This window comes from Pusillimonas sp. ANT_WB101, from assembly GCF_008369125.1.
GTDB lineage: Bacteria > Pseudomonadota > Gammaproteobacteria > Burkholderiales > Burkholderiaceae_B > Allopusillimonas.
In genome coordinates this window covers 477,997-492,871 of sequence record NZ_VOAY01000004.1, presented here as the reverse complement: position 1 = coordinate 492,871, position 14,875 = coordinate 477,997, and the positions used below count along the sequence as shown (strand labels likewise).

Sequence of the window (14,875 nt, the reverse complement as noted above, 5' to 3'; positions counted from 1 at the left end):
AACCGTTGGCGAGCTAAGTCGGTATTTTAGATTTTTTTCATGTGAGGCTGGATCATGGCGTCAAGAGCCGGTGCCGTGTGCTCGTTGCCTGCATAGACATAGCCTTTGATGGGCCATGAGTCTTGATGGCGGATGTCTTCGCATATGCCACCCGCCTCGCGCACAATAACGGTGCCAGCAGCAACGTCCCAAGGGGCAAGACCCATTTCCCAGTAGCCGTCGTATCGGCCGCAGGCTACCCAGGCAAGATCTAGCGCTGCAGCGCCATGACGCCGTACGCCACGTGTATGCCGTATGGCATGATGCAGTGTGGGCATGTACTCATCATAAAACGAGAAATCGCGAAACGGGAAACCCGTACCCACGACCGAGTCTGCCAGCGAACTTGCGTTTGATACCGTGATGCGGTGTTCATTAAGCCACGCACCTACGCCGTACATTGCTGTGAAAAGCTCTTCGCGGTTGGGGTCGTACACTACCCCTATGACGGGTGTGTCGCGCTCAAGAGGCTTGTCGCCATCGACCAGGGTGCCTGCATGCGCAATCAATGCAATGGACACTGCATATTGCGGAATGCCATGCAAGAAGTTGGTGGTGCCATCAAGCGGGTCGATATACCAGCTCGCCAGGCCTGCTGTCTGCCCACCGCTCTCTTCGGCTACGATGCCATAGTCGGGCGTGCGCTGGCGCAATATTTCGATGACGGCGTTTTCAGATTCGCGGTCAGCCTGCGAGACTAGATCATTGCGCATTTTGGTGTCGATAACCAGATCTGCCCGATTATGCGAGTACGCCTGTAAAATGGCCGCAGCGGCGTGCGCGGCCGTAACGGCGGCGTCCAGACAGTCGCTGAGAGGAAGACGGGTTGGTTGCATCGTGTTTAAGGCCCTTTGTCGACATGAGCACTGCGCGCTCAATCACACCACGCATTGTACGTGATGACTATTCAGTTTGGGTTTCAAAGGTTTATGCCTCGCTCCTATCAGCCGCTCATTCCGGCCACCCTGTCGTTTAATGAAAATGGGGTTCCGTTCAGCACCAGGTTTGGCGATGTGTACCATGCGCGCGCCGGGGCACTGGATGAAGCGCGCAATGTCTTTCTCGTAGGCAATAACCTGCCAGAGCGTTGGCGCGGAAAATCCACCTTTACCGTCTGCGAGGCGGGTTTTGGCTTGGGCCATAATTTTCTGATGCTGTGGCATGCATGGCGTAATGACCCAGCCCGCCCTGCGCGGCTGCACATGGTGTCGTTTGAGGCGTATCCTTTTTCACGCGCTGATATGAGCGGCTTTCTGCTGACGTATCTTGATGGGCCCGAGCGCAAGCTGGCCGCGCAACTAGCCGAAGCCTGGCCTCCGCTGCTGCCCGGTATGCACAGGCTAGAGTTCGAGGGTGGGGCAGTTACGCTCACGCTGGCATTCGGGCCCATCCAGCGCCTGGCCCGTCAAGTGTCGGCCCGTGTAGACGCATTTTTTCTCGATGGTTTTGCGCCCCGTCTCAATCCCGATATGTGGTCGCCCGCTTTGTTCGGGCAGATGGTGCGCATGGCGAATAAAGACGCAACGGTCGCCACATGGTGTTGCGCGGGGCAGGTAAGGCGTGACCTTGCCAATGCTGGCTTTCTGGTCAAAAAAGTGGCAGGCTTTGGCGGTAAGCGTGAAATGACGCTTGCGGTGCTCAGGCCCGAAATACGACGTCCGGCAGGTGGTCGGCGTGTGCTTGACCCCGTAACGATCATCGGGGGTGGCCTGGCAGGGGCGGGGGTGGCGCAGGCGCTCGCCCTGCGTGGGCACGAAGTGACCGTCTTTGACCCCGTCTTCGCGCAAGGCCTGGGGGCCAGCCACCTGGGCCATTTGGCTGCGGGGCTTACCCCTCTCATCAGTGGTGATGACGATTTTCGGGCGCGACTGAGTCGCGCTGGCTGCCTGCGCGCGCTGCAACGATGGCAAGGCTTGGGGTTGGGAGCTCGTCCCAAGGTCTGCGGCACACTTGATATTATGCGAGCACCCGAAGACGTGACCACGTGTTACAAAGCGCTCGCATTTTTAAAGTTTCCTCCCGATTGGGTCCGCTGGCTCGATGCCCAAGAGGCATCTGATAGAGTAGGAGTGTCACTGGACGCCGGGGGGCTCTGGTTTGAGCAGGGCCAGGTTGTGAGGCCTGAGCTCTTGCTTGAGGCCTTGTTCAGTCAGCCAGGCATACGGTGCGAAGCGCGCGCGGTCGGTGCGCTGCGCCGCGACGCGTGTGGCATGTGGCAGCTGTTTGATACGCAACACAGGTTCCTGATGCGTACCTCTCAGGTGGTGCTGGCCAATGCTCGGGCGGTACCGAGTTTGTTTTCCTCGATTCCGGGGCAGACAGTCCCGCCGCTGCTTTCGGCCATGTTGTCCATGGCAGGCCAGGTTAGCTACCTGCCAGCCGATGATGCGCCCGCACTGAGCGCGATTGTGGCGGGTGCAGGTTATGGTCTGCCGTCAGTTCAGGGGCGTTATGTGGCCGGCAGTACGTATGAACCTCGTGCCGTCGCCAGTGCCATTACCGAGCAGGGGCATCGTGAGGTGATGGCAAGGCAGGCCGCTTTGCTAAATCAGGCTTTTCCGCCGTCGGGGGTCATGCCGGGTGTGCTGGACGGCTGGGCTGGCTGGCGTGCAATGCTCTCTGACCGCCTGCCAGTTGTTGGCAAGGCGTGCAATGTTTTACCTCAAAGTGTGCAAGATGTTGCACAGCGGCGGGGGATGGTGGATGATGTACGGGGGGAGACCGGCCTGTGGCTAACTTGCGCGTATGGCTCGCGGGGGTTGAGCTGGGCGGCGCTGGCAGGCGATATTATTGCCGCACGCCTGGGCAATGAGCCTGTGCCGCTGGAACGAGAGCTTTTGCACCGAATTTCGCCACGCTAGCAGGCTTTACTGTAATTCAATTTGCAGGTCTATTCCTGTTCGGGGCAGTTTTCAGGCGTTTTGAAAGGCGCATGAATACTGTCGATTTTATTTTATAGCTCAAATCCGTCAAAATAATGGCTTTTGAATGCTTTACGGGCGAAAGCCCAGAGGATTGCGCTGTGCCGCCCAAGTCTAATCTTGAACACGTGACGCAACTTGCCGACCTGGACTTCCTGTCATCCAAATCGATGCGCGCCGAATTTTTTGCGGGCAATGTCGGGCTGCAGCTTCAAATTGAAGCGCATGCTCCGGGGGTCTACCGGGTTCGTTGTGCAAAGCCTGATGAACTCTTGCCCGAAAAGGCCAATGCTCGCGCCAGAGCCAGGGCGCAAATGCTTCTGGCACGCGAAGAAGCCGTTGGCGAGCTTGCCGTCAGCTCGGTAACCGACCTGTCTCACGAGGGATGGCGCATTGAGCAAGGCGATATTGCGCTCGAACTTACCCGTTCTTCCATGCATATCTCAGTATGGCGCAACGACGATCTGGTGTTTTCTACCGTCGATGGGGCTACGTTGGGGCTTGCCGAGGGTGACACACCTATCTGGCAGTTCTGTGCAGAGCTCGATGGCGACGATCTGCTTTATGGCGCGGGTGAGTGCCCAGGTCAGCTCGATCGCAATGGTTCGCATCTTGTTACTGATGACGCTGCCGCACGGGCATTGCCGTTAGTCTGGAGCACGCGTGGCTGGGGGTTGTATCTGAACACGCTCTCGCGCGTCGAGCACGATTTCGGTGCGACCGATGCCGGTCAGTATCAGCTTACGCTGCATGACGAAATCTTCGATCTGTTTATATTTATCGGTGAGCCTGCCGAAATCATCAACCAGTACACGGCGCTCACTGGCCGTGCAGGTCAGCCTGGCCTGCCGCTCATGGGGGTTTGGCTCGATCAGGCCAGCGGCCAGTCGGTTGATGAGATTCTTCAGGTCGCACAAAACTTCCGCGCCCAGCAATGGGGGCTTGATGTTGTCAATCTTGCTCCGCCTGCGCTCAATGGTTTCCAGACCGACAAGCCGGCTTTTGAGTGGGATGCTTCACGCATCACTGACATGCGCGAGCTCGCGGGCCGTTGTGAAGAAGCCACTCTGCAGCTGGCTGGGCCTACGTTTCCGGGCGTACTTGCAGACACCGATTTGTTTTCCGACTGGGAAGACCGGGGTTGGCTGCTCATAAATGACGACAGCGAGGCGCTGGTGTTGCCAGGCATTGAGGCCACGGGCGGCAGGCCGTTTGGTCTGCTCGACCTCACTCACAAAGATGTCTATAAGCTGTGGGTTGAGCGCCAGCGTCAGAGTTTTGAAGATGGTCTGGTGGCACCTTCCTGCAACGCGCAATTCGATATACCTGACGACATAACTGCCCGCGGGGGTGAGAGCGGCGCGCTGCTGCGCACGCTTTATCCCATGCTGGTACGTCAGGCATTGTTTGATGCCGTCGCGGGCCACAAAACGCCGCAAGAGGGCGTGGTCTGCAGTGCCGACCTTTTCCCTTCCGTTCAGCGCTTCGCGTGGCAAACGGGGCCGCGTACCGGCAATAACTGGCAGGCCATGGAGCACACGTTGCGCACGGCGCTCTCGCTGGGTAACAGCAGCGTGCCTGTACAGATGCATGCCTTGGGTTCTGCGGTTCATCCCACTGATGACATGACGCCAGAGCTATACGTGCGTTGGCTTGCCATGTGTGTCTTTTCAGGAAACTTCAGTTTTCAAGCCCTGCCAGGCTTGTTGCCATCCAGCTTTGACGAAGCCACGCAAGAGCTGGTGCGCCACTGGCTGCAATGGCGATATCGTCTGGTGCCTTATGTACTGGGCATTATCGAAGAGGCTGTACGCACGGGTCAGCCTGTGCAGCGTTCAATGGCGCTTGCGTTCCCAACTGACTACGTAGCCCAGCAGTGGGATACGCAATATATGCTTGGGCCTGCTTTGTTGGTGGCACCAGTGGTTCAGCCCGGTAACAAGGTGCAGGTATATCTGCCTGCCGGCGACGCATGGTGGGATCTGAACACTGGCTGGCGTTACGAGGGCGGCACAACCTGGACTGTCGAAGTAGGGCTTGATGCCTTGCCACTGTTTGGTCGCGAGGGGCATATGCTGTGTCTCGGCCCTACCGTACAGCACTCGGGGGACTTCAACTCGGCCCGTATTCTTGATGAGGTATGGATGTTCGGCATGCCCGAGCACAGCCCCGTAGTCATGCGCAATAAAATTCGCGTTATGCAAATGCAGGGTTCCAGCTATATCAAAGGCCTTGAGGGGCTGCGCATATTGCCTTCCGAGGGGCTTGAGGTCAAGCGGCGCGGTGCTGAAGTGCGTATTTCACGCGCACGTTAAACGCGTGCTGGGGGCATGGTCGTTACCGCAGTACTGACGACTTCCCCAGCTGCTTCATTCCTGCAGCGACCGCTAAGGCGGTTCCTGCTGCGGTCCTAGAAACGACCTCTACAGCGATTCATTCCTGCAGCGACCCCTACAGCGATTCCAGCAGGGATCCTAGCAGCGATCTCTACGGGATTCCAGCATTGATCCCCTGCAACGATCCTTACAATGATCCCAGCAGCGATTCCCACATTACTCTCCAAAACAACGCCCTCACAGCAATCCCAGCAGGCGCTCTAGGCGCTGGCATTGCAGCAGGGGCGTCAGGCCTAAGAAAAGGCCGTGGCAGGGGGTTTGAGGCAGTTTACGTTATGCCTTGGCGCCTTCCTTGCTGTCTGTGGATGATAAAACAGCAGCCTGCAGTGGTACATCAATCGTTAGTGTGGGGTTGAAGGTGGCGTTTTCTATTGTGTCGTCGCGTACGTAGCCACGAGGGTTGCACACTACGCGGGTGCCGTTCACCGTATAGTCAAAACTGTCGTGCGTATGCCCGTGTATCCAAAGCGCTGTGCGGTCGGCGCTCATAAGGTGGTCGCTGTCTGACACGAAGCAGCAGTTGATCAGCGAGCATTCAAAGCGTGGATGCACGCTTTTCGTCGATGGCGCATGATGGGTAATGACCACAGTGGGCCCGGCGTGAGGCTGCGATAGTTTGTTTTCAAGCCATTGGCAATTTTTTACGAAGACGCGCTCCACTTCAAGAGGCGTTAACGTGGTGCCAGCTTTTTCACTTGAACCAATACGAGAAAAATCACGGATCATTTCAACTGCTTTCTGCATGGCTTGCTCACGGCGCGGCCCTGAGCCGTAAAGATTGAAGCCACTCCACAGTGTGCTGCCCAGGAAGCGAACGCCGCCCAAGATGATTTCGTCATTGTCGAGCACATGGATCTGCGTGCCACTGGCCAGTTCTTTTAGCTGTTTGATGGTGTCAGGAAGATTGCTGCCATAAAACTCGTGGTTTCCGGGCACATACAGCACAGGCTGTTCAAAATCGCGTGCCCAGGCGATAGCCTGGGCTGGTCGGCTGATGTCGCCTGCCAGGATAACTATGTCTGCGTCAGTATGAGGATGAGCCATGCCGGCCACCCCCAAATGCAGGTCTGACAGAATCTGCAGCCGACAAAATAGGCTATTTGCACAGCTTGATTTGACAGCTGAAAAATATTCGTTCATAATCTCGCTTCTTCGGTTGGGTCGTTAGCTCAGTTGGTAGAGCACCGGACTTTTAATCCGTTGGTCGCGCGTTCGAGCCGCGCACGACCCACCAACCTGTTTTGGAAACCAGCCCTCGTGGCTGGTTTTTTTTTGCCAGCAATATGCTCAGTCTACGTGCATGTTTTGTTGATGGGTTGCGCCGTTACTGCATACCATAGGCATAGCGTGCGGCTGATGCAAGTGCTGCCTTATTGGCAAGGTATGCCCGCAACGGTTTATATGTCTGTGGGCTATAAGAAATTACTAATTTGATAATATCTGTTATGTTAAATTAGGCAGGCGTTTTTTTGTAGCATACGCTTGTTCCCTGAAAGCTGTCATCTTGATCCTCCTAGAAAACATCCACAAAACTTATGCTTCGCCAGGCCGTGTTTCGCATGCGCTGGCGGGAGTCGACCTGACTATTGCTCAGGGAGAAATCTTTGGCATTATTGGCCGCTCCGGCGCGGGTAAAAGCACGCTTATCCGCATGCTTAACCTGCTCGAACGCCCAACCCAGGGGCGTGTTGTTGTCAGCGGTGAAGACATTACACAGTACAACGACGCCCAGTTGCGTGTTTTCCGGCATCGCGTAGGCATGGTATTTCAGCATTTCAACCTGCTGCGTTCACGCACCGTACTGGATAACGTTAGGTTTCCGCTTAAGCTGGCAGGGCTTGACCGTGCCAGCCAGATTAAGCGTGCGCAAGAGATGCTGGACCTGGTGGGGCTTACCGATCATGCCAACAAGTATCCTCGCCAATTATCGGGCGGGCAGCAGCAGCGCGTAGGCATTGCCCGCGCACTGGCCAACCACCCTGAGCTTTTACTGTGTGACGAAGCCACCTCAGCGCTAGACCCCGAGACCACACAGTCGATTCTTCGATTGCTGCTCGACATCAACAAGCGTCTGGGCCTCACCATTGTCCTCATTACGCATGGCATGGATGTCATACGCAGTGTGTGTGACAAGGTAGCAGTCATTGATGCTGGCATTATTGTTGAAGCAGGTGACGTGCTAGATGTTTTTCTGCATCCACAGCACCCGGTTACTCAGTCTCTGCTTTCCGAAAGCGGTATTGACGCCGAGGGTTGGCGTGATATGGCGCACCAGGTGCAAGGGCGGCTGGTGCGGCTTAGTTTTCGGGGCGACGCAACTGTGCAGCCCATGCTAAGCCGAGTTAGCCGCGAGTTGAGCGTTGATCTGAGCATTTTGCAGGGTTCGGTGGGCAGCATCAAGGGCACGCCCTATGGCCAGCTTGTGATCGCGGCACAGGGCGCCTCGTCGGCGTTGCAGCAGCTGGAATCGCTGTTTGCTTCCGAAGGTGTTGAATGCGAGGTACTCAGGGCATGATGTTTTCAAACGTAGACTGGCCGCTCATCTGGGAAGCGACCGTAGATACCTTCTTGATGACAGGGTTTTCGTTGCTGTTCACGATCATCATTGGCTTGCCGCTGGGCATTGTGCTGTTTCTGACAAGCAAGCACCAGTTACTCGATAACGCGCCGGTTTATCATGTGCTGTCGTTTGTTGTAAACGTGTTGCGCTCCGTGCCGTTTCTCATTTTGCTCATCGTCATGATCCCGTTCACGCGCGTTCTGGCAGGCACCTCGCTGGGTGTGCAGGGGGCGATTCCCCCACTGGTGGCCAGCGCCGCCCCATTTTTTGCCCGCTTGGTAGAAAATGTCCTGCGCGAACTTGATCCCGGTGTATCAGAAGCCTGCCGCGCCATGGGCGCGAATTCCCGCCAGACCGTATTGATGGCGCTGGTGCCTGAAGCCACCACAGGTATTGTGGCGGCCGTCATTGTCACCGCCATTGCGCTGGTCGGTTACTCGGCGATGTCAGGAGTAATTGGCGGTGGAGGGCTGGGTGACCTGGCCCTGCGATTTGGTTATCAGCGTTACCAGACAGACGTCATGGTCGTGACGGTTGTCATTCTTGTTGTCATGGTTCAGCTTTTACAAGTGTTTGGCGACAGGCTTGTCGCCAGGCTGAACCGCAAATAAGCTCACTCAGGAGTTGCTCATGTTGCTCAAAAAATTCGTCCCCGCCCTTGCCTTGGGTATTGCCGCCGTGCTGGCAGGCCCGGTTCATGCCGAAAAACTTAGCGTTGCAGCAACGCCGGTTCCGCATGCCGAACTGCTTGAACACGTCAAGCCAATATTGGCCAAAGAGGGTGTTGAACTCGATATCAAAGTGTTTACTGACTACGTGCAGCCAAATCAACAGGTTGCCGATGGGCATATCGATGTTAATTTTTTCCAGCACCAGCCTTATCTTGATTCGTTCAATAAGGAGCACGGCACCAAGCTCGTTACCGTGGGGCTGGTTCATGTCGAGCCCTTTGGTGCATATTCTACAAAAATCAAAAATATTGCTGATCTAAAAGAGGGAGCCTTGGTTGCTCTGCCTAATGACCCTTCCAATGGGGCGCGGGCGTTGCTGTTGTTGCAGAAAGAGGGGCTGCTCAAGCTGAAAGACCCATCCAATATTTTGGCTACATCGCGTGACGTGGTCGAAAACCCCAAGAAGCTTAAGTTTCGCGAGCTTGAGGCAGCGACACTGCCCCGTGTATTGCCTGACGTTGACCTTGCGTTGATCAATACCAACTATGCGCTGGAGGCGGGCCTTAACCCTCTCAAAGATGCGTTGTTCATAGAAGGTGCTGATTCGCCTTACGCCAATATCATTGTGACAACGCCCGCAAAAAAAGATGACCCGGCTGTCAAAAAGCTGGTCCAGGCCTTGAATAGCGCTGATACCCGCGAATTTATCAAAACCCAGTACAAAGGCGCGATTGTTCCTGCATTTTGATGTTTTCTTGAGCAATGCACGATTTGGCCTTGCCCAATAGGGCAAGGCGGCCGGTATACGAGATGTGTCAGTTTGCCCATACAGCATGAAGTGCCTTCCACGGATGGCAGTTCATGCTGTTTTTATTGCGGGATTACCCTTGTTTGGCCACGTTTTTGGTGTTTTTTGCAGGGTTTTCCCGCCAGCCCTTAAATGGCTTTCGGTTACCATACTCTTTTTGCAAAGGAGCCTCCTCTATGTTCAAGAATAAAGTCAAAGCTGTACTGGTCGGTTTGACGCTGGCAATGGCGCTACCTGCCATGCATGTCTCGGCACAAGAGAAGGAACTGCTGGTTGCGACCGATACGGCGTTTGTGCCATTTGAGTTCAAGCAAGACGGCAAGTACACCGGTTTCGATATTGATCTGTGGGACGCCATCGCCAAAGAGGCTGGCCTTAAGTACAAGCTGCAGCCCATGGACTTCAACGGCATTATTCCCGGCCTTCAGACGGGTAACATTGATGCTGCGCTGGCCGGCATTACCATACGTGACGATCGTAAAAAAGTCATTGATTTCTCCGACCCGTATTATGAAAGCGGCCTGGCTATTCTGGTCAATAACGCGACCAACGACATCAAAACTGCCAAAGACCTTGAAGGTAAAACTGTGGCAGTAAAAATAGGCACAGCCACTGTCGATTATCTGAAAGAAAACGTGCCTCAGGCCAAGCTCAAGCTGTTTCCCAACATTGACAACGCATTTCTCGAACTCGCGACCAACCGCGTCGACGCAGTTGTGCACGACACGCCCAATGTGCAGTATTACGCCAATACGGGTGGCAAGGGCCGTGTAAAGGTTGTTGGGGCACTAAAAAGTGGCGACTACTATGGCATTGCTTTCCCCAAAGGTAGCGATCTCGTGCCAACGGTAAACAAGGCGCTCAAGGCTCTGCACGATAACGGCAAGTATGACGAGTTGTATACCAAATGGTTTGGTGACAAGGCCGCAAAGGTCGATTGATCGAGTCGCTTTTGTTTGTACGGCGATCGGGTGAAAACACCGGGTCGCCGTTTTTCGTTCAGAAACACCGGTGCTGCAGAACAGCTCTGCACTTTTTAAGGCGATTAACGTGGAATTTGACTGGTCTGTCATCTGGGCTGCAATGCCCAGCCTTTGGGAAGGTACCAAGCTTACCATTCAGATTACCTTACTGGGCCTCGTTGGTGGCACAGCCATAGGTTTTCTGACGGGGGTCACAACCACCTATGTGCGGGTGCAGGTTACCTGGAAAAGTCTTGCTGTGGCGGTTGTCACCCTGATTGTGCTGACACTCTTGTGGAAGCTGCTGGCCTGGCTGGGTGCCATATTAAGTGTGCCGGGTTGGGCCTGGACGGCGATGCAGGTGCTGGTTGCCGTTATCTTGATCTGGCGCTTTGCCTCATACATACCTGCTGCATTGTCTTTTTTGTCGCAAGTGTATATTTTGGTGATACGCGGCACGCCCATTGTGGTGCAGGTCATGTTTATTTATTTTGCTGTTCCGCTTATTTTTGGATGGCGCATCGAAGCGGTACCGGCTGCCATTTTTACTCTGGTTATCAACTCGGGCGCTTATATAGCCGAAATTGTGCGGGGAGGCCTGCTGTCAGTGCCTAAGGGCCTGAAAGAGGCGGGGCAGGCCATGGGGCTGCCGTTTTACAAGATATTGGCATACATAATCGGCCCGGTTGCACTGCGCCGCATGATTCCGGCCATGGGCAACCAGTGCATTATCAGTCTTAAAGACTCGTCACTATTTATTGTAATTGGCGTGGCCGAGCTTACGAGGCAAGGCCAGGAAATTATCGCTGGTAATTTCAGGGCAGTGGAGATCTGGGGGGCCGTGGCTGTGATTTATCTGATTCTCACGGGTATTATTGCGCTCGCGCTCAAAGTTATTGAACACAGGACGCAAATTGTATGAGCATCGTCGAATTCAAAAACGTCGTTAAGCGGTTTGGCGATACAACGGTACTCAATGGCATTGACCTTACCGTCGATAAAGGTGAGGTCGTTGTTATTGTTGGCCCTTCGGGCTCGGGCAAATCAACCATGCTGCGTTGCATTAATGTGCTTGAAACCATTGAAGACGGTGACCTTACGGTCAATGGCCTGAGTGTACGTGGCAAGAGCGCACAGGTTCGTGAGCTGCGTCGCGAAGCGGGCATGGTTTTTCAGCAATTTAACCTGTTTCCGCAGCTCACTGCCCTGGAAAACGTGATGTTCGGGCCGCTGCATACGCGTGGTGTTGGCAAGGCCAAAGCGCGTGAGGAAGCCATGGCCTTGCTCGACAAAGTTGGCCTGGCAGCCAAGGTAAATAGCTATCCTGGAGAATTGTCAGGTGGACAGCAGCAACGCGTGGCGATTGCCCGGGCGCTTGCCATTCGGCCCATACTCATGCTGTTTGACGAGCCCACCTCGGCACTCGATCCCGAGCTGCGGCATGAGGTTTTGACCGTTATGCAAGATGTGGCCGAAGAGGGCATGACCATGATTGTGGTGACGCACGAAATGGGTTTCGCGCGTAAAGTGGGTACCCGGCTTATTTTTATAGACCAGGGCAAAATTGCCGAAGATGGGCCTCCGGGCGAATTGCTGGACAACCCGCCCAGCCAGCGCTTGCGCGAGTTTTTACAGCACGTAGCCTGAGTGTTTGGCGCTTTACTTTGAGACAATCAAGGTGCGGGTTGCCACAATTTTTTCAGCGCCATCGCGACGAATTTTGACGGTGACCTGACGTGGGCGGAAACCCTCGGGCAGATCCAACTCGCCTTCGGCTTGTACGTAACGCTCCAACGCCAGTTCAAACGGCGGCAAGGTAATGCTGCCCGATTTGCCGTTGCTGTAGCGTCCGGCAACGGTAAACTCGGCATTGCCATTGAATATCGCTGTTTTGCCTGCGTCTTGCATGACCAGAATCTGATATGTAAGTTTGTTGTTGTCGAAGCCAAATGTTGCCGCGCGAATGCCTGGCGATGTACCGCGAGGGTCTGCGGGCATGGCCTCGGCGAACATCTTGATGTCCCCGATTTGTTTTGCGATCTGCGCTTGCGCCTGTGAAAGCGATTTTCCCTGAGACTCAACCTTGGCGGTAGCCTCGGCAAGCTCTCGTGTGGTTTTTGTAAGCTCTGACTGCAGACGCTGTTTGTCCATGCCCAGACTGTTCAGATCATAGTGCAGCTGTTCTGACTGCTCCACTGTGAGGCGCGTGGGGCCGTAGCTTTTTTGCAGAAAGAGCAGTCCGCCTGCGCCAAGAACGATGCCTGTAAGCAAGAGCACCAGCCAGCGCGGAATGCGCCGGGTACGTCGAGTAGCTCCGTAAGCGGTGGGCTTGAAAACATGGCGTTGCTGACGACCAAACATAAATTGAGTATTCCTTTTGTTGCTGAAAGCGCGCGCAGATTGATGTGCGCAGCAAGAAAACGTTAGAGAATAGCCCGGAATGCGTTAGTGTTACAGCGTCAGGCAGGGCTCGTTTCATTATGAATACCGTTGAAACATATTGTCACGCTGTTTTTCACGGTACGAGACCCTATAAAGTTTAACGTGAGGCTGCTGCTCGGCCAAGCGCGTCCCATCTTTCCTGGCGGGGCCAGTAGGTGAGTCGCCTGTGGAAATAAGCAGTGAGGTCATCGTTGCAGGGTGGTAGTGTGCACGCGGGGCTTGTGGAAAGTTAACTGCCGTACTGGGGTTCGGCGATTGTCTAGCCATATATTTAGCCAGCGCTGAGGCGGCGGTCTAACGAGGCTAGACGTGCCGGGGTGCCAACATCTTCCCATTGGCCGCTATGGTGCATGCCGACAACCATACCCGCTTGCATCGCCTGACGCAGCAAAGGCGCGAGCTTGGCAAATTCCCCTTTTTGTACAGAATGGAACAGAGTGGGTTGATACACACCAATGCCTGCAAAGGTGAGAGGGTGAGCGCGCGAGTCGGCTGTGTTGCCTGGTTTGTCGGTTAGCCTGCCATCTGTGTCCAGTACGAAATCACCCTCGGGGTGTTGAGGAGGGTTGTCTGCCATGAGCAGCCATGCTAGATGATTTTCAGTAAGCAGACGCTGGCCCTGTTGAATGGCTTCAGAGGGTTGCCAATCGCTCCATACGTCGCCATTAACGACAAGAAACGGTTGGTCTTGAAAAAAATCAAGGGCTTGTGCAATGCCACCTGCGGTTTCAAGGCCGCCTGCGGGTTCGGCCGAATACTGTAGTCGGGCACCAAACTGCGAACCGTCTTTCAGGGTTTGTTCGATTTTTGAGCCCAGCCAGGCGTGGTTGATAATGATGTCAGTGAGGCCGGCATGAACGAGACGCTGTATGTGCCAGACGATAAGCGGCTTGCCGCCGACAGGTAGCAAGGGCTTTGGGGTGGTGTCGGTGAGAGGCCGCATGCGAGTGCCGCGACCGGCCGCAAGAATCATGGCTCGCATCAAAACGTGAAACCTGTAGTGGTTTGATGGTTTTCAAGCCTGTCGAGAATACGCAACAGTGGACGGAATACGCCGTATCGGTTGGCCACTTGCCGTGTATAGCTACTGACGCGGGGAATGTGGTCAAGATAATGATGCTTGCCATCTCGGTGCGACAGCCGCGCAAAGACCCCGAGAATACGAAGATTACGTTGAAGGCTCATCCATTCGTAGGCACGGTGAAATGACGCGAAATCGTCATCCACAGGCAGGCCTGCGGCGCGGGCGGCCTCCCAGTAGCGGATAGCCCAGTCAAGTTGCTGTGGCTCTTCCCAGGTTGTGCGGGCATCCATGACCAGTGACGCGATGTCGTACGTGATGGGGCCGAAAAGTGCATCTTGGTGATCGATAACGCCAGGGCAGGCGTCATCGGGGCCCACCATGAGGTTGGGCGAATGAAAATCGCGATGCACCAGCACCGAGGGTTGACGGGCGTTGTCTTGAACCAGGGTGTCAAAGATGCTGGCTAGTGCTGTCTGCTCGGCATCGCTGAGCGGACTCTGGCAATGTTTTTGCGCATACCACTCTGGAAATACAGTAAGCTCTTGCTGCAGTCGCACGACGTCATAATGTGCCAGGCCGGTAGCATCGGCGTGCTGCATCTGTACCAGCGCGCCGATGGCGCCCTTATACATGGCCTGTAGGCGTGAGTCAGGCAGCCCGCTCTGGATAGCCTGGTAAAACGTGCTATTGCCCAGGTCAGATAGCAGCAGAAAGCCTTGCGCCAGGTTTTGCGCCAGTATTTTCGGCACGTTCAGGCCCGCCTTCGCCAGGCGTTGGCTGACATCGACGAAGGGGCTACAGTCTTCGTGCGGAGGCGGAGCATCCATGATGATGACAGGCCCCTGGCTGGCGTCAATACGGTAGTAGTGGCGAAAGCTGGCATCACTTGACGCCGGTTGCAGCGTCTCGGGAACGAGTCCCAGGCTTTCGGGCAGGTCATGCAGCCATTGTTGCAATGTAGCAAGACGCTGGGTCGCGTCGTGTGTCATGGTTTGTTCCATATTGGGTGTGTAGACAAATACGATAGGCGTTGCGTCATGCTTTAATCACGC

Annotated in this window: 13 protein-coding genes and 1 tRNA gene; 9 read left to right on the top strand and 5 right to left on the bottom strand. The window is 55.2% G+C overall.

The features are described from left to right. Positions 1-26: 26 nt before the first annotated feature. Positions 27-875 (bottom strand): inositol monophosphatase family protein, encoded by an 849-nt coding sequence (locus FQ179_RS18380; protein ID WP_149398751.1) that lies wholly within the window; start codon positions 873-875, stop codon positions 27-29. A gap of 93 nt (positions 876-968) precedes the next feature. On the opposite strand from FQ179_RS18380, the gene mnmC reads away from it, so the two are divergent. Together mnmC and FQ179_RS18370 are read left to right on the top strand one after the other, a co-directional pair. Further along, a complete protein-coding gene (mnmC, locus tag FQ179_RS18375; protein WP_149398750.1) occupies positions 969-2,900 on the top strand; it encodes an FAD-dependent 5-carboxymethylaminomethyl-2-thiouridine(34) oxidoreductase MnmC in 1,932 nt (643 codons plus the stop codon). Between the two features lie 161 nt (positions 2,901-3,061). Further along, positions 3,062-5,275, top strand: coding sequence for a glycoside hydrolase family 31 protein (locus tag FQ179_RS18370; RefSeq protein WP_149398749.1), 2,214 nt, complete (start codon positions 3,062-3,064; stop codon positions 5,273-5,275). A 354-nt stretch (positions 5,276-5,629) separates the two neighbouring features. On the opposite strand, the gene FQ179_RS18365 is transcribed toward FQ179_RS18370, so the two are convergent. Continuing rightward, complete coding sequence (locus FQ179_RS18365) at positions 5,630-6,496, bottom strand: metallophosphoesterase (protein ID WP_149398748.1); 867 nt, start codon at positions 6,494-6,496, stop codon at positions 5,630-5,632. An 18-nt stretch (positions 6,497-6,514) separates the two neighbouring features. On the opposite strand from FQ179_RS18365, the gene FQ179_RS18360 reads away from it, so the two are divergent. The 7 genes from FQ179_RS18360 (at position 6,515) to glnQ (ending at position 12,004) form a co-directional block, all read left to right on the top strand. Beyond that, positions 6,515-6,590: transfer RNA gene (locus tag FQ179_RS18360), tRNA-Lys, on the top strand. 270 nt (positions 6,591-6,860) lie between these two features. Then, positions 6,861-7,871, top strand: coding sequence for a methionine ABC transporter ATP-binding protein (locus FQ179_RS18355; RefSeq protein WP_149398747.1), 1,011 nt, complete (start codon positions 6,861-6,863; stop codon positions 7,869-7,871). After that, a complete protein-coding gene (locus FQ179_RS18350) occupies positions 7,868-8,527 on the top strand; it encodes a methionine ABC transporter permease (RefSeq protein ID WP_149398746.1) in 660 nt (219 codons plus the stop codon). Before FQ179_RS18355 ends, FQ179_RS18350 begins: the two co-directional genes overlap by 4 nt. A 19-nt stretch (positions 8,528-8,546) precedes the next feature. Beyond that, a complete protein-coding gene (locus tag FQ179_RS18345; protein ID WP_149398745.1) occupies positions 8,547-9,335 on the top strand; it encodes a MetQ/NlpA family ABC transporter substrate-binding protein in 789 nt (262 codons plus the stop codon). A 236-nt stretch (positions 9,336-9,571) separates the two neighbouring features. Beyond that, positions 9,572-10,336 (top strand): glutamine ABC transporter substrate-binding protein GlnH, encoded by a 765-nt coding sequence (glnH, locus tag FQ179_RS18340; RefSeq protein ID WP_149398744.1) that lies wholly within the window; start codon positions 9,572-9,574, stop codon positions 10,334-10,336. A gap of 109 nt (positions 10,337-10,445) precedes the next feature. Continuing rightward, on the top strand, positions 10,446-11,279 hold the full coding sequence (locus FQ179_RS18335) for an ABC transporter permease subunit (RefSeq protein ID WP_149398743.1): 834 nt from the start codon (positions 10,446-10,448) through the stop codon (positions 11,277-11,279). Next, positions 11,276-12,004, top strand: coding sequence for a glutamine ABC transporter ATP-binding protein GlnQ (gene glnQ / locus FQ179_RS18330; RefSeq protein ID WP_149398742.1), 729 nt, complete (start codon positions 11,276-11,278; stop codon positions 12,002-12,004). The genes FQ179_RS18335 and glnQ overlap by 4 nt, the downstream gene beginning before the upstream one ends. 12 nt (positions 12,005-12,016) lie before the next feature. On the opposite strand, the gene FQ179_RS18325 is transcribed toward glnQ, so the two are convergent. The 3 genes from FQ179_RS18325 to FQ179_RS18315 all read right to left on the bottom strand — a co-directional run bounded on the left by FQ179_RS18325 (position 12,017) and on the right by FQ179_RS18315 (position 14,812). Continuing rightward, positions 12,017-12,718, bottom strand: coding sequence for a DUF6776 family protein (locus FQ179_RS18325; RefSeq protein ID WP_149398741.1), 702 nt, complete (start codon positions 12,716-12,718; stop codon positions 12,017-12,019). Between the two features lie 352 nt (positions 12,719-13,070). Continuing rightward, positions 13,071-13,781, bottom strand: a complete 711-nt coding sequence (murU, locus tag FQ179_RS18320) for an N-acetylmuramate alpha-1-phosphate uridylyltransferase MurU (protein ID WP_149398740.1) — start codon at positions 13,779-13,781, stop codon at positions 13,071-13,073. Then, positions 13,781-14,812, bottom strand: a complete 1,032-nt coding sequence (locus FQ179_RS18315; RefSeq protein WP_149398739.1) for an aminoglycoside phosphotransferase family protein — start codon at positions 14,810-14,812, stop codon at positions 13,781-13,783. The genes murU and FQ179_RS18315 overlap by 1 nt, the downstream gene beginning before the upstream one ends. Between the last annotated feature and the right edge of the window lie 63 nt (positions 14,813-14,875).